At 54.3% G+C, this 22,338-nt stretch carries 19 protein-coding genes; 15 read left to right on the forward strand and 4 right to left on the reverse strand.

The genetic code is table 11. From position 1 onward, the window contains the following. The first annotated feature begins 239 nt into the window (after positions 1–239). The 5 genes from P0Y58_11325 to folK all read left to right on the forward strand — a co-directional run bounded on the left by P0Y58_11325 (position 240) and on the right by folK (position 5,178). Positions 240–1,109, forward strand: a complete 870-nt coding sequence (locus tag P0Y58_11325) for a DeoR/GlpR family DNA-binding transcription regulator (protein WEK32751.1) — start codon at positions 240–242, stop codon at positions 1,107–1,109. A 363-nt stretch (positions 1,110–1,472) separates the two neighbouring features. Continuing rightward, positions 1,473–2,261 carry a histidinol-phosphatase gene (gene hisN, locus P0Y58_11330; GenBank protein ID WEK32752.1) on the forward strand — a complete coding sequence of 263 codons (789 nt, stop codon included), beginning with the start codon at positions 1,473–1,475 and terminating at the stop codon, positions 2,259–2,261. A gap of 41 nt (positions 2,262–2,302) precedes the next feature. Beyond that, a complete protein-coding gene (locus tag P0Y58_11335) occupies positions 2,303–3,955 on the forward strand; it encodes an electron transfer flavoprotein-ubiquinone oxidoreductase (GenBank protein ID WEK32753.1) in 1,653 nt (550 codons plus the stop codon). Positions 3,956–3,979: 24 nt separating this feature from the next. Continuing rightward, positions 3,980–4,636 (forward strand): HAD-IB family hydrolase, encoded by a 657-nt coding sequence (locus P0Y58_11340; GenBank protein ID WEK32754.1) that lies wholly within the window; start codon positions 3,980–3,982, stop codon positions 4,634–4,636. Next, entirely contained in the window at positions 4,633–5,178 is a 546-nt protein-coding gene (gene folK / locus P0Y58_11345) for a 2-amino-4-hydroxy-6-hydroxymethyldihydropteridine diphosphokinase (GenBank protein ID WEK32755.1), read from the forward strand. Before P0Y58_11340 ends, folK begins: the two co-directional genes overlap by 4 nt. A 452-nt stretch (positions 5,179–5,630) precedes the next feature. On the opposite strand, the gene P0Y58_11350 is transcribed toward folK, so the two are convergent. Both P0Y58_11350 and P0Y58_11355 read right to left on the reverse strand, forming a co-directional pair. Beyond that, on the reverse strand, positions 5,631–6,560 hold the full coding sequence (locus P0Y58_11350; protein ID WEK32756.1) for a choline kinase family protein: 930 nt from the start codon (positions 6,558–6,560) through the stop codon (positions 5,631–5,633). Between the two features lie 4 nt (positions 6,561–6,564). Then, positions 6,565–8,949 (reverse strand): FAD-dependent oxidoreductase, encoded by a 2,385-nt coding sequence (locus P0Y58_11355; protein ID WEK32757.1) that lies wholly within the window; start codon positions 8,947–8,949, stop codon positions 6,565–6,567. Between the two features lie 570 nt (positions 8,950–9,519). On the opposite strand from P0Y58_11355, the gene eutH reads away from it, so the two are divergent. The 4 genes from eutH to P0Y58_11375 all read left to right on the forward strand — a co-directional run bounded on the left by eutH (position 9,520) and on the right by P0Y58_11375 (position 13,378). Beyond that, a complete protein-coding gene (gene eutH / locus P0Y58_11360; GenBank protein WEK32758.1) occupies positions 9,520–10,764 on the forward strand; it encodes an ethanolamine utilization protein EutH in 1,245 nt (414 codons plus the stop codon). A 96-nt stretch (positions 10,765–10,860) separates the two neighbouring features. Beyond that, a complete protein-coding gene (locus tag P0Y58_11365; protein ID WEK32759.1) occupies positions 10,861–11,949 on the forward strand; it encodes a histidine kinase in 1,089 nt (362 codons plus the stop codon). A gap of 14 nt (positions 11,950–11,963) precedes the next feature. Further along, positions 11,964–12,596 carry a response regulator gene (locus P0Y58_11370; protein ID WEK33312.1) on the forward strand — a complete coding sequence of 211 codons (633 nt, stop codon included), beginning with the start codon at positions 11,964–11,966 and terminating at the stop codon, positions 12,594–12,596. A 5-nt stretch (positions 12,597–12,601) separates the two neighbouring features. Further along, on the forward strand, positions 12,602–13,378 hold the full coding sequence (locus tag P0Y58_11375; protein WEK33313.1) for a PAS domain-containing protein: 777 nt from the start codon (positions 12,602–12,604) through the stop codon (positions 13,376–13,378). A gap of 61 nt (positions 13,379–13,439) precedes the next feature. Here the strand turns inward: P0Y58_11375 and P0Y58_11380 are convergent, their stop codons facing one another. Next, positions 13,440–14,471, reverse strand: a complete 1,032-nt coding sequence (locus P0Y58_11380) for a helix-turn-helix domain-containing protein (protein WEK32760.1) — start codon at positions 14,469–14,471, stop codon at positions 13,440–13,442. A gap of 498 nt (positions 14,472–14,969) precedes the next feature. On the opposite strand from P0Y58_11380, the gene P0Y58_11385 reads away from it, so the two are divergent. Then, complete coding sequence (locus P0Y58_11385; protein WEK32761.1) at positions 14,970–15,737, forward strand: SDR family NAD(P)-dependent oxidoreductase; 768 nt, start codon at positions 14,970–14,972, stop codon at positions 15,735–15,737. Between the two features lie 30 nt (positions 15,738–15,767). Then, positions 15,768–17,039 (forward strand): D-arabinono-1,4-lactone oxidase, encoded by a 1,272-nt coding sequence (locus P0Y58_11390; protein WEK32762.1) that lies wholly within the window; start codon positions 15,768–15,770, stop codon positions 17,037–17,039. A 234-nt stretch (positions 17,040–17,273) separates the two neighbouring features. On the opposite strand, the gene P0Y58_11395 is transcribed toward P0Y58_11390, so the two are convergent. Then, the gene (locus P0Y58_11395; GenBank protein WEK32763.1) at positions 17,274–18,092 is read right to left on the reverse strand and encodes an SDR family oxidoreductase; all 819 of its coding nucleotides are present in this window, start codon (positions 18,090–18,092) and stop codon (positions 17,274–17,276) included. A 20-nt stretch (positions 18,093–18,112) separates the two neighbouring features. Between P0Y58_11395 and iolG the strand changes: the two genes are divergently transcribed. From iolG to P0Y58_11415, 4 genes are all read left to right on the forward strand, one after another. Further along, the gene (gene iolG / locus P0Y58_11400) at positions 18,113–19,243 is read left to right on the forward strand and encodes an inositol 2-dehydrogenase (protein ID WEK32764.1); all 1,131 of its coding nucleotides are present in this window, start codon (positions 18,113–18,115) and stop codon (positions 19,241–19,243) included. Positions 19,244–19,410: 167 nt separating this feature from the next. Next, on the forward strand, positions 19,411–19,593 hold the full coding sequence (locus P0Y58_11405) for a hypothetical protein (protein ID WEK32765.1): 183 nt from the start codon (positions 19,411–19,413) through the stop codon (positions 19,591–19,593). Positions 19,594–19,753: 160 nt separating this feature from the next. Then, positions 19,754–20,806, forward strand: coding sequence for a sugar ABC transporter substrate-binding protein (locus tag P0Y58_11410; protein WEK32766.1), 1,053 nt, complete (start codon positions 19,754–19,756; stop codon positions 20,804–20,806). Positions 20,807–20,828: 22 nt separating this feature from the next. Next, positions 20,829–22,328: a sugar ABC transporter ATP-binding protein gene (locus P0Y58_11415; protein ID WEK32767.1), complete on the forward strand. Its 1,500-nt coding sequence runs from the start codon at positions 20,829–20,831 to the stop codon at positions 22,326–22,328. Positions 22,329–22,338 lie beyond the last annotated feature (10 nt).

The raw sequence follows: 22,338 nt of genomic DNA on the forward strand, positions 1-22,338 counted from the left end.
AGCATCTTTCAGGCTCCACGGTCTGTTGATAGAGGCTTGCGCAATCCAGGCGGGGCAGCTGAGCGCCGCGTAAAACCACACACAGCTTGCACAAAGCCACATTTTCGGTTGGCTTGTGAAGGATTCTAGAAGTCGTCAAACGGCAATGTCAACACAAAACAACAATTGAAGGTGGGTATGTGTGCTTTGCCTGTGCTTTAATGTGGTTTTGTAGCGTCTTTTACACCGGGAGCTCAATCATGTTTGACGAAAATCGGTGCGATGAGCGATCTTTGGTGACGGCACACGCTCTGCGTAGCGGCCACCAATTGATCAAGGTGATGACAGCATTGAGTAAGAGACAGGCAGATATCCTGCAGGTAGTGCGTGACCACGGCTCGCGAAGCATTGGCGAGCTCGCTGATGCGTTGCAGGTGACCACCGAAACGATCCGCCGCAACATCAAGCCGCTGATTGACGAAGGCCTGGTGAGCAAATTTCATGGTGGTGTGATGCTGCCGCAGCGGACTGAAGAGCCACCCTTTCAGCGTCGTATGCACGAGAACCGTGAGGCCAAGCAGCAGGCTGCCAAGCTCGCAGCCAAACTGATCAAAAACGGTGACTCCATCATGCTCGATACTGGCGCCACCACGGCCTATGTGGCCCAGGCGCTGGAAAACCACAGCAACCTTTTTGTGGTTACCAACTGTGCTCAGATCTCCTGGTTGCTAGCTCCCCGTGGTGGAAACCGAGTGTTCATGGTGGGAGGAGAACTAAGGGGGGATGATGCAGCAGCCTTCGGAAGCTCTGCACTCACGTTCATTCGTCAGTTCAAGGTCAAGTACGGCGTGCTGTCCATCGCCGGTATATCAATGAGTGGTGAGCTCATGGACTTTCACTACTGCGAAGCTGAATTTTCGCGTGGCGTGATGGAGCAGGCTGAAGAGGTGTGGGTCGTTGCTGATAGCAGCAAACTTGGGCGAGGAGCCCCCATCAAGGTCTGTGACCTGAGGGCGATTGACTGCATTCTCACCAATGAAAAACCAGCGCCTGAATTCCTGGCCCTGTGTGAGCAGCACGACGTTAAAGTTTTTTGGGATGTCGACATGCTGGATCTCGAGGACATCTGATCCTCATCGCCGATCAGGGCGTCCAGATTGGTCCCTGGTCGGCTGTCTAACGCGCTCCGCTTTGCGGCCTCGCCACCCCTCTGGGTGAAGCGAGGTTTCGCATCTTCTCGCCCATTTTTCTCCATTTCGAGCCGTCCGCCAGGGCTGCCTGGCGTATTTTCATGGCCTGTTACCCAGCGGTGCCCATCCCAGAGCTTTCTGGATGCGGGGCTGGATGTGCAGATTTCTGTTGTCTTTCAGGGGCCAAACCACGCAAAACAACACAAATAGTAATTATGTGTGGTTTTAGGTTGTTTTTTTGCTTCGGCGTGGTTATTTTTTGATTGCCATGAGGCACACACCCATGAAGCCCTGGAGGCATCCATGAACGTTCCCGCTACCGATTCGTATGATGAATATGCTCGCTTCGCCCAAAGGCTTGCGGATACCGCTGCTCGGGTGTCTCTCAAATATTTCCGTCGTCCGCTCGATGTCGAGCACAAGGCAGATGATTCCCCGGTAACCGTGGCAGACCGTGAAACCGAGGCTGCGATGCGGTCACTGATCAGCGATGTCTATCCCGATCACGGTATCTACGGTGAGGAGCACGGCATCACCAGTGGGACGGGCTGCTACACATGGGTGGTCGATCCCATCGACGGCACCAAGAGCTTCATCACCGGTATGCCCATGTATGGAACGCTCATCGCGCTGCTTGAAGATGGGAAGCCAGTCGTGGGTGTGATTGACATGCCAGCGATGAAAGAGCGCTGGGTAGGCGTGGCTGGACAGCCCACTCGTTACAACGGCGAAATTGTTTCGACGCGACCAACTGCACGGCTTGCCGAATCCGTGGGTTACACAACTTCTCCGGATTCATTCCTGGAATGTGACATCCCTGGCTACGAAGCACTGACGCAAGCGTCGGCACTGCGCCGCTTTGGTGGTGATTGCTACCTCCACGGTCTGCTGGCGTCGGGATTCATTGACTACGTGTTGGAGGCGCAACTCCAGCCCTATGACTACATGGCAGTGATTCCTGTCATCGAGGGTGCGGGCGGTCGCATTACTGATTGGCTGGGCAAACCCTTGGGGCTGGAGTCGACAGGTCACTTGCTGGCATCGGCATCTGCAGCTCTTCACGAGGAAGCCCTGAAGCTCATTGGCCGTTGAGGCCTGGTACCTACTACAAAAACAAGCCTGGGTGGATCACCATGCAACGTGAATCTATGGAGTTCGATGTAGTCATTGTTGGCGCAGGGCCAGCAGGGCTGTCGGCTGCTTGCCGTCTGATGCAGCAAGCGCAGGACACTAATCTCGAACTCTCTGTCTGTGTCGTCGAGAAGGGCTCTGAAGTCGGAGCACATACGCTTTCCGGGGCGATCTTCGAGCCCCGCGCTCTGGCCGAGCTATTTCCTCACTGGAAAAGTGAGGGTGCACCTTTGCACACCCCCGTACTACGCGATGATATTTACCTGCTGCAGAGCGAGACTGAGTCGACTCGAGTGCCTGATGGGTTAGTCCCAAAAACGATGCACAACGAAGGCAACTACATCATCTCTCTTGGGAACCTCTGCCGGTGGTTGGCGCAACGGGCTGAGAGCCTCGGGGTAGAAATCTACCCAGGATTTGCGGCACAAGACGTCATTATCGAGGACGGGGTGATCAAGGGAATTGTCACTGGCGACATGGGTGTAGATCGTCAAGGTGAGCCGATTGCGAACACTCATGTGCCAGGTATGGAGCTGCGTGGAAAGTACACGCTCTTTGCAGAAGGCTGCCGAGGCCATCTGGGCAAGCAACTGATCGAGCATTTCGGGCTCAACGAAGGCGTGGATCCCCAGCATTATGGAATCGGCCTGAAAGAGCTGTGGGAGATACCTGCTGAACAGCACCAGACTGGCCTGGTGGTGCACAGTGCGGGGTGGCCACTCACCGATCAAAACCCTGGTGGATCATTCCTGTACCACTTGGAGAATCAACAAGTGGTGGTGGGGCTGATCGTGGATCTGAGCTATCAGAACCCCTATCTCTCGCCGTTCGACGAGTTTCAGCGATACAAACACCATCCGGTGATTGCGCAATACTTGAAAGGCGGCAAGCGGCTCTCATATGGCGCCCGTGCGATCTGCAAAGGTGGCCTGAACTCACTGCCCAAAATGATCTTCCCAGGCGGAGCGCTCATCGGTTGCGATGCAGGAACGCTGAACTTCAGCAAGATCAAAGGCAGCCATACGGCGATGAAGTCAGGGATGCTTGCGGCGGAGGCGATCATCGAAGCGATATGGCGTGGCAGCCAAGGGGGTGATTGCCTTACAGGGTACGAGAAGAAGTTCAAGGAAAGCTGGGTCTACGATGAGCTCTATCGCAGTCGGAATTTCGGCCCGGCGATTCACAAATTTGGCAGCCTCCTGGGTGGTGCGTTCAATTACATCGATCAGAATTGGTTCAAGGGCAAAATGCCCTTTACCTTGCACGATCGCACGCCTGACCATCTCTGCCTGAAGCCAGCCTCAAAATGCAAACCGATGGAGTACCCTAAGCCTGACGGTGTCCTTAGCTTCGACAAGCTCTCATCGGTTTTCCTTTCGAATACTAACCATGAGGAAAACCAGCCGGTTCACTTGAGACTGAGGGATCCAGAGCTTCCCATCCGATCGAACCTGCCGCTCTATGCTGAGCCTGCTCAACGATACTGCCCTGCTGGCGTCTACGAAATCGACGAGTCAGAGGCTGGGCGCCCGCGCCTGCAAATCAATGCTCAGAACTGTGTTCACTGTAAGACGTGCGATATCAAGGATCCTTTCCAAAATATCGTATGGACTGCCCCTGAGGGCGGTGGCGGCCCTAATTATCAAAGCATGTAATTTTTGTCAGAGAGGGAGCTGGTCATGGCGCTAGCTTTGTTTGATCTAGACCACACGCTGCTTGCTGGCGACAGTGGGATCATGTGGCAACACTACCTGGGGCGGCTGGGAGTCATGGGCGATGAAAAATCCCACCTCACCCGGGCACAGCGATTTTCTGATGACTACCACCAGGGGGTGCTCAACTACTCATCGTTTCTGGATTTCATGCTGGATCCCCTGGTCAGGTTCCCCTTGAGTGACCTGCTCGCTTGGCGAGAGGATTTCATCAATCAGAAAATCAAGCCAGTAGTTAAAGCCCAAGGCCTGGAGGTCATCCAGGCTCATCGTGATCGAGGCGATTGCCCTGTGATGATCAGCGCAACCAACCGCTTCATCACAGAGCCCATCGCGCAGGTTTTTGGCATCGAGCATGTCATCTGTACTGACCCTGAGGTTGTGGAGGGGAGGTACACCGGAAAAATTATCGGAGACCCTTGCTACCAGGAAGGAAAAATACTTCGGTTAGTCCAGTGGGTATCTCAGCATGGGCTCTCTTTGAGTGCTGCCACCTTCTACAGTGACTCGTACAACGATCTTGCGCTGCTGAGCTACGTTGATCATCCGGTGGCGGTCGATCCGGATGTGCGCCTGCGTGAGTTTGCGTCCCTCCAGGGCTGGGAAATTCTGGAACTAAAATGAGTCAATCTGCAGTGAGTGAGCGCCCGGTCGTTGGTGACCTGGCGCATCAGCAGTCTGTGAGTATCTGGCTTGGTTTGGGGAGCAACGTCCCTGGGCGGCGCGAATTTTTTCTTCAATGTGCTGTGGATAGCTTACGAATGCTGTACGGCCAAGTGCGAGTCTCACCCGTCGTGGAAAGCAAGGCTGTGGGCGGCTTGAACGAGCCGTTCCTGAATTTGGTCGTGAACTGTGTCGTAGAGTGCTCGATCGCTGATGTTAAGTCTCAGCTGCAAGCCATCGAGCAGCGCCTGCACCGTAAGAAGGGGCGCAAGCTAATCACACTCGACGTCGACTTGCTGCTCTATGGTGAGTTCATGGGTGTTGAGGATGGGCGGCAGATTCCGCATCCAGATGTTGAGCAGCATCTGCACGTATTGGCGCCACTACTAGCACTTGAGCCAGACCTGCGACTGCCTGGTTCAGGCTTGCTGCTTTCCAGCATCTGTCCTTTCGACGAAATGAAGTCGAATGGTGTCCACTTCGTATCCTGGGTACCGAGGTGACTTCTACAAGCGCTGGAAACTGCCCCCAGCCTCCACAGTTTTTGTGAGCTCTTGCATCAACGCGGCATCTCAGCCGCGTTGAGTTCTCTCCCTCCTGACTTTCCACGCTGCCTTCCTTCGTTTCCCCTCGGACACAATCGTGCCCTCATTAATTTTCCAAGGCTGAGAGGGGTGGGTTCGCCTTCAAGAATAGTAATTGTCCTACGCATATCCCTATCAGCCATTTCTGCTCCTTGAATAGAGCAGGACATGGAGACGCACCGTCTCTGGCAACAAAAGCCTACCTCGTACAACTTGAAACGAGGGATCCATCGGATATGAGTGCTGAAACCGGTGGTCAGAGAGGCGAGATGAGAAGCTGCTTAAATCCAGGCACCAGCGCCAGGAATTAAAAAAGGGCGCCAAAGGGCGCCCAAAGCGAAGGTTCGACAAGCGATAGAAGTGGTGCTGCGCTACACGAGTTCTTCAGCGCCCTCCAGCACCGTTTTGACATGATCCAGGAACGATGCAGACATCATGAGCTCACGGCAACGTTGGAAGCGCTTGTTCCCATAAGCCCAGAAGTCATCGGCCGGGTTGTGATTGGCATGCTGAATCAGGCCCCACAGCGACCACAGAAGATCGCAAAGCGCCTTGAAGATCACGATCCGACCAAACTCAATGGGCGAGGGCTCGCCATTGAAGTAGGCCTGCAGAAGCTCTTGTTCAGCCTTCGGCCCAAGCTCTGCTTCGATGATTAGATCCGCAATGTCCCACATCGGATCGTTCATGCCCGAGTATTCCCAGTCGACGATGATCATCCGATCCCCGGTGTCCAGGAAGTTCTCGCACAGCGGATCGCAGTGACACGGCGCCAAGTCTACCGGGAAGGCTTCCAATGCTGCTCGAGCCTTCTCCAGTATCGCCAGGATCGCGTCATAACCAGCCGGTACTTTCGCTGACTTCTGAGCGAGGATCTTGGTGTAGCCGTCCAGCATCTTGAACATGTCAAAGTGCGACGCGAACTGAGCATCGCTGGTATGCAATTGTCGAAGCGCCTGGCCGGCGCGAGCTATCGCACCTTGCCTCGACTGGAACAACTGAGGAGTCATGGTCACAACCTCCTCCATGAAGCGCGTAAGGCTGACCCCGGTGCGAATGTCGAAGAACTCAACTGGCGCACTGACCTCTACGCGAGCTGCTTCTTTCGCGGCAACGCATTCGTGGCCTCGATCGATGTACTCTGCAGTACCCTCACCAGGAAGGCGAAGGCAAAACACACCGGATGTCGTTTCTACACGGAACACACGGTTAGTCAGGCCGCCGAGGCGGGTGATCGACTTGATCGCTCCATAACGCTTGAGCGAACGCATTTCGTGGATGGTTTCCTCAATCGTTTGCATGGCATTAACCCCGCAGGCGATCGGACTTCGGATCGTAGAGGCAGCGAGCCCCACGCTGAGCTTGATAGGGTTTACCAAGCGCTTCGATGATGAAGTCGCTTTCCTTGGTCAGCTCAACTGGCAGATATCCGAATGCCACCGTTTTCTGAAGGATGTGGCTGAAGGCGGTGCTGGTCAGGCGGCCAACGACTTTGCCGTCCTTGATGATGGTTTCGCCACCGTGGAAGGGTGCGAAGTCTTCGACGACAAAGGAGCACAGGCGACGTTTGACGCCAGCTTCCTTGATCGCGAGCAGTGCTTCCTTGCCGATGAAATCGCCTTTGTCGAACGCGACGCAGAAGCCCAGGCCAGCCTCGAACGGGTTGTAGTCCGGGGTGATGTCGCCCGACCAGTACAGGTAGCCTTTCTCCATACGGCAGGAGTCGATGGCGCGATAGCCAACGTTGGCGATGCCGTGTGGCTCACCGGCTTTCCACAGGGTCTCGTAAACGCTTGCAGCGTATTCCTGAGGGATGTACAGCTCCCAACCCAGCTCGCCGACGTAACCCACACGAACGGCCAGTACACGTGCGTAACCAACCTCGATGTACTTGGCGCTGAGGTAAGGGAAGGCCTCGTTGGATACGTCGTCATCCGTAACCGATTGCAGGATGTCACGGGCCAGCGGGCCGCAGATGTTGAGGGTAGCCAGCGAGTTGGTGACTTCGCGAATCTGAACCGAGGCAGGCAAGTGACGGCGAATCCAATCGCTGTCGCGCACGCCGAAGCCGGAACCGGTCACCATCATGAAGCGTTCGCTGTCCAGGTGTACGAAGGTCAGGTCAGCCTCGATACCGCCTTTTTCGTTGCAGAGCTGGGTGTAGATCGCTTTACCGGGTTCGCTCAGGTCATTCACTGCAATGTGCTGCAGTGCTTCCAGTGCACCAGGGCCGGTGATCTCGAATTTGGAGAACGACGTCTGGTCGATCAGGACGGCACGTTCACGAATCGCTTTGCACTCTTCTGCAACCGCGCCGAAATAGCTTGGCTTCTTCTCGAAGGTCGAGATTTCGGTGGGGCTGTCGATACCTGGGCGGGCGAACCAGTTGGCGCGCTCCCAACCGAAACGAGCACCGAATACTGCGTTGGCGTCTTTCAGATGTTGGTGGAACGGGGAGCGACGCAGCCCACGGCCAACCTTGGTCTCTTCACCTGGCCAGTGGATCTTGTAGTAGTTGCCGTAGGCCTCGATTGCACGCTCTTCCAGGTAGCGGCCAACACTGTGCGGGGCGCCGAAGCGGCGAACGTCGAAGGCCCACAGATCCATGCCTGGATCACCGTCCAGAATCCAGTTGGCCATGGCTACGCCGGCACCACCAGACGCTGCGATACCGGCAGTGAAGCCACATGCCACGTAGAAGTTGTCCAGTTCCGGTGCCAGGCCCATGATTGGCTCGCCATCAGCCGATGCCGGGATAGGGCCGTTGATGACTGTCTGGATACCTACCTCATTCAGGATTGGCAGCCGCTCAGAACATGGGAGGGCGAACAGTTCGAGGCGATCCATGTTCTCAGGGAACAGCTCGCGCCCGAATTCGAATGGTGGGCGAGAGCGCCAGCATCCTTTCGTACCGTCCTCCCAGCCACCGATAGCGAAAGCTCCGACGTCAGGCTTGAGGTAGAAATTTTTGTCAGGGTCGCGAAGAGTCGGAAGATTCTTCGGCAGGGTCAGCGTTTTTTCGGTCAAGAAGTATTGGTGCTCGACCACGCCAGCTGCCAGGTGAACCCCGGCCATCTCGCCGATGCGCTTGGCCCAGAGGCCTGCACAGTTGACCATGATTTCGCAGCCAATGGTGCCATGATCCGTAACCACACCAACGGCACGGCGTCCTTCGCGAATGATCTCTTTGACCTGGACGCCTTCGCGGATCTGCGCGCCGCGCTTTTTGGCTCCAGATGCATAGGCATGGGTCAAGGCATAGGGGTCAATGTAGCCGTCAGAAGGGATGAAGGCTGCACCTACAACACCCTCAGGATCCATGTAAGGGAAAAGTTCTTGAGCCTCCTTCGCATTCAGCGAGTGGCATTCGAACCCAAAGCTTTTCGCGAGCGTCATCGAGCGGCGAATTTCGCTCCAGCGATCCTGAGAGGATGCCAGGCGCAGTGAGCCAACCTTGCGCCAATCAATGACGTGGCCCGTCTCGGCTTCCAGCTCATCGAACACGGCAACCGAGTTTTGCATCATCCGAGTGAGGTTCAAGCTGCCACGCAGCTGGCCGACGAGACCAGCGGCGTGCCAGGTGCAGCCGTGGGTCAATTGAGATTTTTCAAGCACTACCACATCGCGCTCGCCACGCTTGGTCAATTGGTAGGCCAGAGAGCATCCAATGGCTCCGCCACCAATGATCAAGATTCGTGCATATGAATCGAAAGACTGCGACATTATTATTCTCCGAACCAATAAATGATAGTCAGTACATCTCCCCGTCAAGAGGTGTACTAATCAGTAGGCAGGATGTTGCATATAACTAGATAGGGAAGGCGTAGCGGCGCGCTGACTTCCAGCGAACGCGGTGGGGGGAAAGCACGCTGCATTTATTTTTGTTGTTCATGACAAGACCCTGTTTCTATTTGTATTTGAGTCGATCTCCAGACTAATCCTCTCCCTATAGATAACAATATCTCTCTCGGCCGAGTGACTATGCCTTAAGGCGTAGTGGCGTGTTGGTGGGGTCACAGCTGTATGTTTTTAGGCTGTGGCTTTACTGTGAAAACCACATTTCCATCCACGCAGGACAACAATCGAACGCTTGTATGAGGAATTTTTTGTGTGTTTTCGTTGTATTCGATTGACATTCCTCAAGGCGCGGCGTTTCCTGAGGGGGAGCAAATATAACTTTCGTTACTGTGTTCTTGAATCTGCCAATTAACAATCAGTGGCCTTCCATTGAGTGGGGCCTATAAGCGCGGAGAATCAGAAATGGGTCAGATAGGTATATATGTAACCTACGTGATAATGGCGTTCGTTTTTATAGGCGCGATAGCGGCTATACGAGACAGCCAGAGTGGCATGGGCAAGGAGTTCATTGAAGGTATTCACTGCATTGGCCCAACGTTCATCCCTGTAGCCGGTATCATGGCTGCACAACCCTACCTTTCACATTTTGTGGAAAACAGCTTTGGCCCGATATTCGCTTCGATCGGTGCTGATCCGGCGATAGGTGCGACTACCATCATCGCTGTTGACATGGGCGGCTACCAGTTAGCTCAAGCGCTCGCCGCTACCCATGAAAACTGGATCATGGCGATGATTGTTGGCTATATGGCCGGGGCAACCATCATTTTCTCGATCCCTGTTGGTCTGTCGATGCTTCAGCCCAAAGACCACAAATACATGGCGCTTGGCATCATGTCAGGCCTGTTGAGCATACCCATCGGCGTGCTCATGGCTTGCCTGGTACTGGTGCTCGGTGAGCCCATGGTTCGCGACACGATAGGGAGTAATTTCGAAGCAAATTACCAGCTCGCAATGGATCTCGGGACGGTGCTGCGCAATCTGTTTCCGCTGATCATCTTCTGCGTCGTGCTGGCATTGGGGCTTAGGATGTTTCCTGATCGTATGATCAAGGGCTTCCTCATCTTCGGCAAGCTCATGTACGCGGCCATTACGATGGTCTTGGCCTTGTCGATCATTCAATACTTCACGGGCTTCTTTACCTACCTGTTCGGCCATTGGGGATTTGACCCGATCATCGCTGACCAGAAAGACCAGTTCCGGGCTTTGGAGATCGCAGGGTACGGTGCGCTTATGCTGGCAGGCGCCTTCCCGATGGTTTATGCCATCGGCAAATACCTTGAAAAGCCTATAGGCGCCATCGGTGCGCGCTTGGGGCTGGATCCGAAGGGGGCTGCTGGCATGCTGGCTGCTGCGGCCAACATCTTGGCGATGTACCGCCTGGTAGCCATAATGCGCCCTAAGGATAAGGTGCTCTGTATTGCGTTTGCAGTCTGCGGCGCTTGGGTGATCGGCGACCACCTGGCCTTTACCGCGAACTTTCAGCCGACGCTCATCGTGGCGATTCTGTGTGGTAAGTTCTGTGGTGGGATAAGCGGCGCTCTTTTGGCTCGCTGGTTGTCAGTACCCAAGGCCATTCAGCTAGGTGAGCAAGATCAACGTAACGAGAGCGAATCGGTCGAGCGTGCGTTTGGAGCCCCAGCGGTCTAGAGGCGTCAGCGGGAGGGATCCCGCACCCCGGCAGGGGAGCCTGGCTGGAGTACCGAATGTGCGGAAATCGGCTTGGAAGATGACGGATTTCTAGGCATGAGCAAAGCGGTCACAACCAATGTGTTCCTGAAATACTGCAAGGCTCTCCTGCCTTCCTCCAGAGAGAGGCGTGCTGCACCTACGGCCTTTCAAGACTGGGCTGCTTCCCCCAAGCTCGCAGCGTTGGGATTCGAGCTGCTTAGCCACACGGATTGGCGCATTCCATTGGGCGCCATGGTCTTGGATCTACCGCTGTTTTTCTCGATAGAACACGCCCATCTGACCTTGCACGCGCGTGACATCTCTGATGTTCCCATCGTAGTTACCTCTTCTACTGAAGGAGAGTCTGGCCTCTCGACTGGCTCTTTACGTCGGCATCAGCTCGAGCTTCACGGCGCAAGTGGCTTGTCACTTGAGTTGGAGGTTCATACGCCGCCCATGGCTCCAGACGAACCTCTCGTGCTGATTGTTGATCGGCTGGTAGCAATCCTCGACAGGGCATACGCTGAGCGTTTGCGGGTAATCGCAGAGACGCGTCGAAATCATGAGTCTGTGACCCGTGAGTTGCATGATTCAGTGGCTCAGCAATTGGGCTACCTGAGCCTTACGGCTGCAACCCTTGAGAAGCGGCACATCGCCGGTAACCCCCTGAACCAGTCTCAACGCATCCGTGAGATTCGCTCAGGCCTTGAGCAGGTGCAGCGCCAGGTTCGTGAAATCATCGCAGGGGTGCGATTGTCTCTCGACGCTCCTTCACTCAGCCAAGCACTTGAAGCTTCCATGCGTGAATATGGTCGTCGTAGCTCGATCCTGTTTGAGCTTGACAACCGGGTTGCCGACTCGATTCTGTCGCAGGAGGTTGCCATGCAGATTTTGCAGATCGCCCGCGAGGCCATGGCAAATATCGTCAGGCATTCGCATGCCCAGTTCGCGAGCGTCTCGCTGCTGCGCCTGGACGACCGTGTTGAAGTGACCATCAAGGACAATGGCAAGGGTATCGGTGAGCAGCCCGGTGAGGATGACCATTACGGACTGATGATCATGCAAGAGCGAGCCCGCACGATTGGTGCGACACTGGACATTGCATCCACGCCAGGAAAGGGCACGACATTGACTGTCAATTTGCCAATGGGAATTCAGAAGTGAACAAGCCGAAACGAGTGTTATTGATAGATGATCATCCATTGTTCCGCAGGGGGCTCATGAACCTGCTGATGGATGAGGACGATTTCACTGTGGTAGGCGAGGCGGCGAACGGTGTGGAAGGTGTGGCAATGGCCAGTAGGCTCAAGCCTGACCTCGTTTTGCTAGATCTCCACATGGCCATGATGGACGGGCTGAAGACGCTTGGTGTGCTCAAGGCAGAAGGCCTGGCTGAGAGCGTCGTAATCCTTACAGCATCAGTGAGTCGCCAAGAGTTTCTGTCTGCCCTGAAAGGAGGGGCAGACGGCTACATCCTCAAGGACACCTCTGCAGAAAAAATGCTGGCTTTGCTCCGCAATGAAGATCAGAAGGATTTGATGCTTGATGATGATCTCCAACGGGTTTTCCAAAGCGAAAGCACGGCAACGTTGACGTTGGATGGTCTCAAGGCGTTGACAGAGCGAGAGCGTCAGACCCTCGAGCTCATAGCAAGGGGCATGAGCAACAAGTTGATCGCCCGAGAAATGGGACTCAGCGAGGGAACGGTCAAGATCTATGTTGGTAATCTGCTGCGTAAGCTTGAAGTCAGCTCTCGTCTAGAAATAGCAGCCCTGGTGCATGGCCATTCCAACCTGGAGGGGCACAAGTGAAGCGCATGCTCGATCGCATTCTCCCGCCCTGGCTTCCAATCCGGATGGGTGATACGTCGCTCTCGCAAGCGCCGGATGGCGATGAGTCTGGCATCAATCTCTTTCCGGCTGGATTGGTGAAGGTCACTCGAAATGGCGTCGTTAAAGTCTGCAACCTCAGGTCGGAGGAGCTGCTGGAAACGGCGCTGCGCGGGAAAGATCTAGGGGCACTGGTGCACCCCCAGGATAGCGACGCTTGGCGATATTTCGTGCAGCGAACGCCAAGGTCGCAAAAGCTGGCTGACCCTGAAATCTTCCGCTTCATCAATAGTGCGGGAGATGTTCGCTGGCTGCAGATCACGGCGAGCATGTCTGACGAGTACATCTGCATGTCGCTTGTTGATGTAAGCCAGACAGTTCGGGATGATCTGACGCTTAGAACCAGCAATCGCAGCCTGGAGAACCTGCTCAACGGGTTGCCGGCGATGGTCTATCGCTGCCGGAACGACAGACGCTTCACTATGGAATATGTGAGTGCCGGGTGCCTTGGTTTGACGGGTAAGACTGCCCAGGAGCTGCTGAACAACAGTGACTACGCTGAGCTCATCCACCCAGATGATCGAGAGAATGTTTGGATGAAGGTGCAGGAGGCGCTGCAGTCTAGGGCAGTCTTTGAGCTTCGCTTTCGCTTGGTGGGTGTGGATGGCCTCACCCGTCGCGTTGTCGAGCGCGGCCAGGGTTTCTACTCCGACTCGGGTGGGGTTTTGGGGATGGAAGGCGTTGTGATGCTGGATGTGGATTGAGCCGGTCACCAGGTAGAGTCTCGGGCTTAGCCATCAAGTACCGCCTGGAGCCAGACTTTCATCACGATGTGATCCAGCCTCGGCTGTGGTCTTGAAACTGCTTCGGTGTTACGGAGAACATCTCCTTGAATCGGCGGTAAAAGTGCGGGTAGCTAATGAAACCGCTGGCAACTGCCACATCCATGAAAGACTTGCTGGTGTGCTGGATCAGCTGGCGTGCATAGGTCAACCTCAGTTCCAGGTAATAGCGCGGTGGGGTTGCTTCCAGATAGCGGCGGAACAGCCTCTCCAGGTGGCGTCTCGAAACACCTGCTTGTCGTGCCATATACTCGATGCTCAGTGGCTCCTCGATATTGGAGTGCATGAGTTCCATTGCAGAGCGTAGGCCTCGTGGCAGCTTAGGGTCGATATCAAATGCCAGGGCAGGGGCACCAGATAGTAATCTGTCGCATGCGAGCGTTTGCTCAACCCCACGGCGCAATGCGTTATCTCCCCGCTGCTCAAGCAGATCGAGCATCATGTCCAATGCGCTATTGGCGCCAGCGCAGGTCATACGACGGCCTTCGACAACGTGAGCCAGCTGGCTAAGTCGAACCTTTGGGTACATTTCACTGATCAGGGCGCGACCATCAGGGTGGAAGGCGCAGTTGTACCCGTTCAGCAGCCCAGCTTCAGCAAGAAAGTAAGCACCATTCCAGAGCCCGCCCAGGATTGCGCCATGCTGATCACCCTCGCGAAGCTTGGCTCGGAGCAACGGCTCGCCACTCAAGCGAACCCGAAAACCTCCACACACGAGCACGATGTCTTGGGATGCCGCATCAAGCTGGGCGAGGGTCTCGTGGACGGGGATAGGAATACCCAAATCGCTCATCACAAAGTTTGTCTCGCCTACAACCTGGATGATGAAATTCGGTGCATGGCTCATCAGATTTGCGGTAACTAAAACGTCCATCGCCGCTGTGAAAGCCATCATCGAGAAGTGCTCCCGAACAATAAACGTGACTCGCTGGGATTTGAAGCTAAGCCCTGGCTTATAGTTTAAGTTTGAGTGCGCCAGATTTAGGTTTTTTAGAATGCTCTCGAAATGGCTCATGACTGGCTCGCTTCGCTATCTATGGCAAGGACTTAATCGGGGTATAGCGCTTGCCAAAGCTTTTAATTGTTATTGTGTATCACAAATTTTGGGGAATGCTCCGGAAAAAAGACTTGGTGCATGCCTTAAATAATTGTGGTTTGGTGGTTTGCGGGGTCAACCTTCACGCCTCGCTATTAATCGACCTCGAATGATGTGTCGATGATCGCCACCCATTATTTTCACAGGTTCGAGATGTATCGCTAGGAGAAGGTCGTGTTTAGGTACACTACAACACGACCTCGTCGCCGTGACATATGTCTAAAGGCATAGTGGCAGCTGCCGTAATGGTCGCATTCAGCTACGAAAAGCCCAATGACGACATGAGAGAGGCATGTATATCTTCTGATATATGGTCACCCCGCCAAAAGTATTGCACCCTTGAGCTCACGGGTCTGCAGCCGTCCAACAAAAACAATCCTACTTGTTGCGATTTTTTATCGCGAACCGGAGTGAATTATGAGTGGACGTTTGAAAGGTAAAGTCGCCCTGATTACTGGTGGGGCAGGTGGTTGTGGCCTTGCCGCTTCTGAGTTGTTTGCGGCTGAAGGGGCTCAGGTAGGTATCGTTGACCTCCCAGGCAGCAACGGCGCCCAGGTTGCCCAGAAGCTGCGGGACGAAGGGTATGACGCCATTTTCGCTCCAGCAGATGTATCGGATGCACAGCAGGTCAAATCAGCTGTTCAAGCTGTAGAGAAGGCCTTCGGCTCAATCACGGTGCTGATGAACCATGCGGGGATCCTCGCCGCTGGACCCTTCCTTGAAACCACTGAGGAGGAATGGGACCGCATCATGGCCGTGAACGTGAAGAGCATGTTCCTGGTAACCCGGGCTGTCTTGCCTGGCATGCTTGCGGCGGGTGGCGGCAGCATCGTCTGCACGTCCTCCATTTCGGCAGTGGTCGGTACGCCAATGGAGGTTCTCTACTGTACCAGCAAGGGCGCGACACACATGTTCGCACGTGCCTTGGCTGTCGAGTTCCGAGACAGAGGTATCCGTTCCAACGCCATTTGCCCAGGATTTATTGCAACCGCTCATGGGCTGCGCGAAATCGACACCCTCAATAAATACGGCGTGGACGTGACCGAAAGCGCAATTGCTGCTGCGCAGGGGCGCCTGTGCAAGCCATCGGAGGTCGCCACGGCTGCTTTGTTCCTGGCCAGTGACGATGCCAGTTTTGTAAACGGGGCTCACCTGTTTGCAGACAACGGCTACACAGCAATCTGATCTATAAAATAATAGCGGGAGACGACCGTCATGAGCACTTCATCGCACAACATGCACATCAACGAGTTCGGTATGGATCATGCGCACTGGCGCAACTGGGCAGGGAATCAGTCCTGTATCCGATCAGCACGTGGCGCTCCTGCCAGCGAAGATGAGCTGAGCGCCATGGTGCGCGAGGCGGCTAATAAGGGCATGAATGTCCGTGTGGCTGGCTCAGGCCACTCGTTCACGGCTGTTGCACTTACCAACGGGCTTCATCTGACCCTCGCCAACATGACTGGCGTTCGTCACATCGATCATGAAAAGAAGCGTGTGACCGCCTACGCCGGCACTACCATGAACGAGTTCGGTAAGGCCCTCAAGGCCGCTGGGCTTTCCATGATCAACCAGGGCGACATTGACAGCCAGTCGATCGCTGGGGCACTGACTACCGGTACCCATGGCACAGGCATCAACCTGGGCAACCTGGCGTCCTCGATTGTTGGCTTGAAGCTGGTTCAACCAGACGGCTCGGTCATTGTGGTCGACGAAAGCACGCCGGATATGCTCCAGGCATCGCGAGTGTCGATGGGCGTCTTGGGCATCGCCTCGGAAATCACTCTGCAAGTGACCGATAGCTTCAACTTGCACGAGCGCATCTGGCGGGAGGATTTCGAAAGCTTGATGGAGCGGCACGATGAGCTGGCGCAGAAGCATCGCCACTTCAGCTTCTTCTATTGCCCTTACGAGAAGAGCCGTCATTGCTATTGCCTTCCTGACACCGCAGCGACTCTGCCTTCTGGGCAGAAGACGGACGTCTGCGAGGTCAAGGTGATGGACATCACCGACCAGCCTCACTTCGAGAGTGAGTTCGAGAAGATCGCCTACAGCTCGGACGTTTACCCGATCGAGTACCTGCCAAACTTCCATGAACTGGAATATGCCATCCCCGTTCGATTCGGCAAGGAAGCGGTTCGGGCTGTGCGTAAGCTCATGCTTGAGGAGTTCCCGGAAGCGATCTACCCGATTGAGTACCGCTTTACCGCAGGTGATGGCGCATGGATCAGCCCGTTCTTCGAGCAGGACAGCGTAACCGTCTCGGTGTCTGGTGAGCCAGGCACTGACTACTGGGACTTCTTGCGCGGGGTAGATGCGATCCTGCGTAGCTACGGCGGTCGTCCACACTGGGGCAAGATGCACTTCCTGACGGGTGATGACGTCACTGCCATTTACCCGCGCGTGAACGACTTCCGCAAAATTCGTCGCGAACTTGATCCAGAAGGTATCTTCCTGAGCGAACACTTGAGTCCATACTTTAAGTAACCGCGGTAGATAAAAGCCTGGAGCCATTGGGTGCCTATCATGTATGGCATTGAATGGTTCCAGGCTTTTCTGCGTCTGGGCTAAATTTCAAGCCGCTCATGGATTGCACTCATTCCGATACCCAGAGAGAGATCTATATCTGTATGCAGTCATGCTACTGAATTAGGAACAACGAATCATCGTTGCTCCTATTCCTGATCGGCATCAATCCAAGCGTTCGTTCAGTGCCCAGAATTACAGCTCGAGCTTTGTCTCAGGGGTTGGTGGGGAGAATTGATAAGCACCCCAAACAGATTGATCAAAATTGATTACAGAGCCGGTCATCATGCCCGATTCGTCTGAGGCCAAAAATGCTACTGCTTTGGCTACCTCTTCCGGAGCAAGGAGGCGGCCAAACGGTTGAGCTGCTGCGGCCTTTTCCAGCCAGTTTTCTTCAGCACCGTGGTACTCACGTTGTATGCGATCTTCACCGTCGGATGCCATCCACCCAATGTTCAGCTGATTGACACGGATTTTGTTGCGCATTGCCGCAAAAGCAGTGTTGCGGGTGAGCGTCGCCAGTGCGCCCTTGGAGGCGCAGTACGGGGAGATGAAGGGCTGTCCGGCCAGTGCGGAGGTCGAACCGATGTTGATGATCGAGCCTTCCACACCATCGCGAATCATCCGGCGGATCGACTCCTGCATCAGGAAGAAGGGTGCACGTGTGTTGATCGCAAACATACGATCGAATAACTCCTCATCTGTGGTGAGGATGTCGCCCCGATCAGTCAGTCCTGCGGCGTTGACCAGGATGTCGACTCGGCCAAATTCATTGTCTGCGGCTTCTACGACAGCGCGGCAGTCAGCGACCTTCCCGAGGTCAGCCTGTACAAAGCGAACCTGGCAACCGGTCGCTTCATGGATTTTGCGCGAAACCGCTTCACCTTTCTCAGTGCCCCGGCCGCAGATCACGATGCCTGCTGCGCCTTCCTTAGCCAGATGCATGGATACAGCGGCGCCTAGCCCCTGAGTACCACCGGTCACTACCGCGATTTTGCCTTCGAAGCGTTTCATCAAAAAGTCCTCTTTTTGCAATGGAAATTGCGATTTTTGTCGACATGGAATTTATATTGACAACCGCCCAAGGATGCAACATATTTCGCTGCAACCAAGAACAAAAAAACGATGCAGAGATGCATCACAGCAGGAGAGTACCTATGCTTCGCATTGCTGTTTTGGGCTGTGGCCGCATCGGCCAGATGCATGCCGACAACGTCGCTAAACACCCACGTGCTCAGCTTGTTGCTGTGTACGATGTCCATCGCCCGTCGGCCGAAAAGGTTGCCCTTGCTCAAGGGGTACCAGCGGCTGCCACGGCAGAGGAGATCTTCTCTTCTGATCAAGTTGATGCTGTTTTGATCGCGACGGCGACCCCCACTCACGCGGACTACATCGAGCAGGCGATTGCTGCAGGTAAGGCAGTCCTCTGCGAGAAGCCTATCGATCTGAGTTTGGAGCGTGTCAACGCTTGCGCCGCTAAGATTGGTGACACCAAGCTTCCTATTCAAATTGGCTTCAACCGTCGATACGACCCGGGCCACAGCGCAGCTCGTGACGCGATGCTCAACGGTGAGATCGGTGAACTGCATCAGGTCATCATCACTTCACGTGACCCAGCGCTGCCACCACGAGCCTACCTGGAGGCTGCCGGCGGTCTCTTCCGTGATATGACAATTCACGACTTTGACCTGGCGCGTTTCATGCTGGGTGAGGAGCCGACAGAAGTCTTTGCGTTGGCGGACGCTCTGATCGACCCAGCACTCGGTGCCGAGTTGAATGAAGTCGATACCGCTATGTTTATCCTGCGTACCGACTCAGGTAAGCAGTGCATCATCAACAACTCGCGGGCAGCCGTTTATGGTTATGACCAGCGTGTTGAGTTGATGGGTAACAAAGGCATGCTCATCTCTGACAACCGTAAGCCGCATGAGCTGCGTCGTTACACCAGCACGACCGTTGAGACTGGCCAGCCGTATCAGTTCTTCTTCCTGGAGCGCTACAACGAGGCGTTCATGGCTGAGATCGATGGCTTCGTCGATTGTGTTGAGAAGGGCGCTAAGCCTCTTGCGAGTTTTGAAGACGGTCGTCAAGCACTGCGTCTCGCCGAAGCAGCCTACATCTCTATGCGTGAGCGCCGCTTAGTTCGCGTGCATGAGGTTGACTGATTAAAGCGCCATAATAGAGTCTAAGGGGGCGTTGCATTGATCAATCGTCTGCGCAGTGCAACGACCTCTTCCCAGTTACGACTTGTCCGAAACGATAGCAGTGAATTGAGTACAGCTTTGGCACCACTCAATTAAGCTAGCTTCAAATAAAAATAAGGAGTAGGCAAATGGGCAATATTAAGCTTGCGAAGCCATCATCCGGTGAATCGACTCGTGCTCTCTCCCTTGGCGGTCAACAAATTAGAAAGCCTGGTATAAAACTCGCTCGGAAGTTTGATTGGTTGGCACTTATCTTGCTTACCGGTCAGGGAATGAAGCCGGGTACTTACGTACACGGCCCCGGCAATTGACAGTCCAAGGCCTGGCGTCAATGAGCCGCAAGTCTGCGGGGTATCACGCCCTCTGCAACCGTCGGTAACTATGTTCATCTAAAGCAAAGCGCTGTTGTTCTAAAGATCGGCGTATGCCAATTCATAGCTGTTCCGTTAATAAAAATAAAGAGTGGGATATATGAAAATCGCCATTTATAAGAAAAAGGTTAATTGTTTTGCTCTCGCGAGTACCTTGCTTTTCGCTGTGGCCGCCGGCTCAGCCGCTGCAGACGAAGCCCAGGAGGTGCGGGTCGGGTTCACACCAAAATTTCTGAAAGATGACTTTCAAACGCTAATGCTGGATCTCTCCAAAAAAGCGTTTAAAGCCAAGGGCTTCACACTGTTGGGTGCTCCTGATCCGAATGGTGATGTAGCGGCCCAGGTAGATGCTCTCCAAAACCTTATGGCGAATGGCGCGAATGCCATTGTATTTGCTCCGATCGATGCAGCGGGTATTGTACCAGTTGTAAGGCAGGCGAATAATCAAAATGTAATGGTCTTTTCTATCGATGATGTCCCCTCGGGCGGGAAAGTAACATCCTCAATTCGTGCAGATAATGTAGACGCCGGTTCGCAGGCGGCCACAGAAATGATCAGTCGCTTGCAGAAAAACGCCTGCTGGCAGAAGAAGAGTTGTACCGTCCTGGAGCTGCAAGGTGGGCTGACCACTCCGAACGGTCTTGATCGGTCAAAGGGTTTCTCGGAAAAATTACAGGAACTTGGGCCTGATGTGAAGTTGATTCAGCGCCCCACGGACTGGACTGCCGACATGGCAGCTGATGCTGCACAGAATGTTATTACTCAAGTCCCAGCACTCAATGGGATTTTTATGGCCTCTGAATTGATGGCCACGGCTGTTAATGCCCAAGTAAGTGCTTCCGGGAGAGGCGCTCCAGTCGGTGATCCGGAATCGATTATACGCATTGCCGTTGATGGAACGCCCCAAGGGCTTCAGTTGATTAGAAACAAAGCTCTGGATGCAACCATTTCTCAGCCTTTGAATGCTTATGCGACGAAGACCGCTGACCTGATTGAATTGGTTTCCAAAGGTGGGAAAATCGAAATAGGCCCCCGCGAGGATGGTCAGGTTGTTGAAACGCCTGTAGGGCCTCAGTATCAACTAAAGGCTACCCTGGTTACTTCTGATAACGTCGACTCTCCGACGTTGTGGGCCAACATGCTCGCTAAGTAAACCGTAACGGAGGCTTAATATCGTGGAACTGAGCACTCATAATTCCTCGCGTCCGATAGTTGAAATGCGGAACATTACAAAGACCTTTGGCTCAACGCGTGCTTTGCGAGGTGTCGACTTTACCGTAATGCGCGGTGAGGTGCATGCGCTACTGGGGCGAAATGGCGCTGGGAAAAGTACGCTTGTCTCGACCATGAGCGGCTTTACGCCGGCAGACACAGGTACGATCCAAGTTGCTGAAACTAAAGTAACTGCCAATGGCCAGTGCTACTCAGCTAGCATTCGTAAGGCGATTGGTCATGTGCAGCAAACGCCTCAGCTATTTAACTTGCTTTCAGTGGCTGAGAATTTGTTTTTAGAAAATCCGGTGGTTCGTGGAAGGTTTGGCTTGGTCAGCCAGGAGCGGACTGTCAAACGCGCGAAGGAATTGCTCAGTAGTTGGAATATTGATATTCGCGCAGATGCGCTCGTGGCTGAACTCGATGCCGGAACTCGCCAGCTCTTGGAGATCATTAAGGCTCTCAGTCGTGGCGTGCCTGTGATGATTCTCGATGAGCCTACAGCTGCCCTCAGTCATGCTGAAAAACGGATCCTTTTTGAGCACGTGAAGGCGCTGAAGTCGCAAGGTGTCTCGTTTATTTACATCTCGCACCATTTGGATGAGATATTCGAAATTGCCGATACCGTAACTATCCTTCGTGATGGGCAGGTCGTCAAGGCGAGAGAGCCGGTTGCGGGTCTGGATGTTGAAAGTATTGCTGATCTTATGATGGGCAAGAAGACGGTACGTAGTATCCGTGAAGATCATGTGAAATCGCATATGCCATCTTTACTGGAAGCCAAACAGATTAGAATAGATCAGCGTGCCGCTCATGATATTAACTTTGAAGTCAAGGCTGGTGAGATTGTAGCCCTTGCTGGCCCTGTCGGTGGTGGTAAAGAAGCTCTGGCTATGATCCTGGCGGGCCAACAGATTCCGGCGAGCGGCCAGGTTTTGTCCCCTCGAGGTGGAATGCCAACAATCGGTCTCGTTCCGACGGACAGACATGTCAGCGGCTACGTCGGGTTGCTTGGTGTCCGCGAGAACGTGGTGATAGGGGGCCTGGACATCCTATCGAACCGATTTGGATTCATCGATCGGAGCAAAGAGGCTGCCCATGTTGAACAACTGGCTCAGCAAACACACGTTGTTGCTGCTTCGCTCGAGCAGCCAGTAAGCCAGTTGAGTGGCGGCAATCAGCAGAAGGTGGTTTTCGCCAGAGCTTTGTGCAGAAACCCAGAAGTCATTATCGCTATGAGCCCGACGCGGGGCGTGGATGTAGGTGCGAAAGAGCAGCTATATGCATTGCTACGCAATCTAGCTAAAGAAGGCTTAGGCGTAATTATTGTATCGGATGAAGAAGACGAGGTCGCGCAGCTTGCCAACCGTGTCGTGATTGTTTTTGAAGGGCAGGTGATGGATGAGTTAAGCGGCGATTACACTATTAAAGATTTGGTTTTGCGGATGGAAGGTGTGATATGAGCACAGACAT

It is taken from the genome of Candidatus Pseudomonas phytovorans, from assembly GCA_029202525.1.
GTDB lineage: Bacteria > Pseudomonadota > Gammaproteobacteria > Pseudomonadales > Pseudomonadaceae > Aquipseudomonas > Aquipseudomonas phytovorans.

Excerpts from the sequence above, each read along its gene's own strand:
- P0Y58_11385 (WEK32761.1), top strand. The coding sequence starts at position 14,970 with ATGAGTGGACGTTTGAAAGGTAAAGTCGCCCTGATTACTGGTGGGGCA.
- P0Y58_11365 (WEK32759.1), top strand. The coding sequence starts at position 10,861 with ATGAGCAAAGCGGTCACAACCAATGTGTTCCTGAAATACTGCAAGGCT.
- P0Y58_11375 (WEK33313.1), top strand. The coding sequence starts at position 12,602 with ATGCTCGATCGCATTCTCCCGCCCTGGCTTCCAATCCGGATGGGTGAT.
- P0Y58_11380 (WEK32760.1), bottom strand. The coding sequence starts at position 14,471 with ATGAGCCATTTCGAGAGCATTCTAAAAAACCTAAATCTGGCGCACTCA.
- folK (WEK32755.1), top strand. The coding sequence starts at position 4,633 with ATGAGTCAATCTGCAGTGAGTGAGCGCCCGGTCGTTGGTGACCTGGCG.
- P0Y58_11410 (WEK32766.1), top strand. The coding sequence starts at position 19,754 with ATGAAAATCGCCATTTATAAGAAAAAGGTTAATTGTTTTGCTCTCGCG.
- hisN (WEK32752.1), top strand. The coding sequence starts at position 1,473 with ATGAACGTTCCCGCTACCGATTCGTATGATGAATATGCTCGCTTCGCC.
- P0Y58_11350 (WEK32756.1), bottom strand. The coding sequence starts at position 6,560 with ATGCAAACGATTGAGGAAACCATCCACGAAATGCGTTCGCTCAAGCGT.
- P0Y58_11325 (WEK32751.1), top strand. The coding sequence starts at position 240 with ATGTTTGACGAAAATCGGTGCGATGAGCGATCTTTGGTGACGGCACAC.
- iolG (WEK32764.1), top strand. The coding sequence starts at position 18,113 with ATGGAAATTGCGATTTTTGTCGACATGGAATTTATATTGACAACCGCC.
- P0Y58_11340 (WEK32754.1), top strand. The coding sequence starts at position 3,980 with ATGGCGCTAGCTTTGTTTGATCTAGACCACACGCTGCTTGCTGGCGAC.
- eutH (WEK32758.1), top strand. The coding sequence starts at position 9,520 with ATGGGTCAGATAGGTATATATGTAACCTACGTGATAATGGCGTTCGTT.
- P0Y58_11335 (WEK32753.1), top strand. The coding sequence starts at position 2,303 with ATGCAACGTGAATCTATGGAGTTCGATGTAGTCATTGTTGGCGCAGGG.
- P0Y58_11405 (WEK32765.1), top strand. The coding sequence starts at position 19,411 with ATGGGCAATATTAAGCTTGCGAAGCCATCATCCGGTGAATCGACTCGT.
- P0Y58_11390 (WEK32762.1), top strand. The coding sequence starts at position 15,768 with ATGAGCACTTCATCGCACAACATGCACATCAACGAGTTCGGTATGGAT.
- P0Y58_11395 (WEK32763.1), bottom strand. The coding sequence starts at position 18,092 with ATGAAACGCTTCGAAGGCAAAATCGCGGTAGTGACCGGTGGTACTCAG.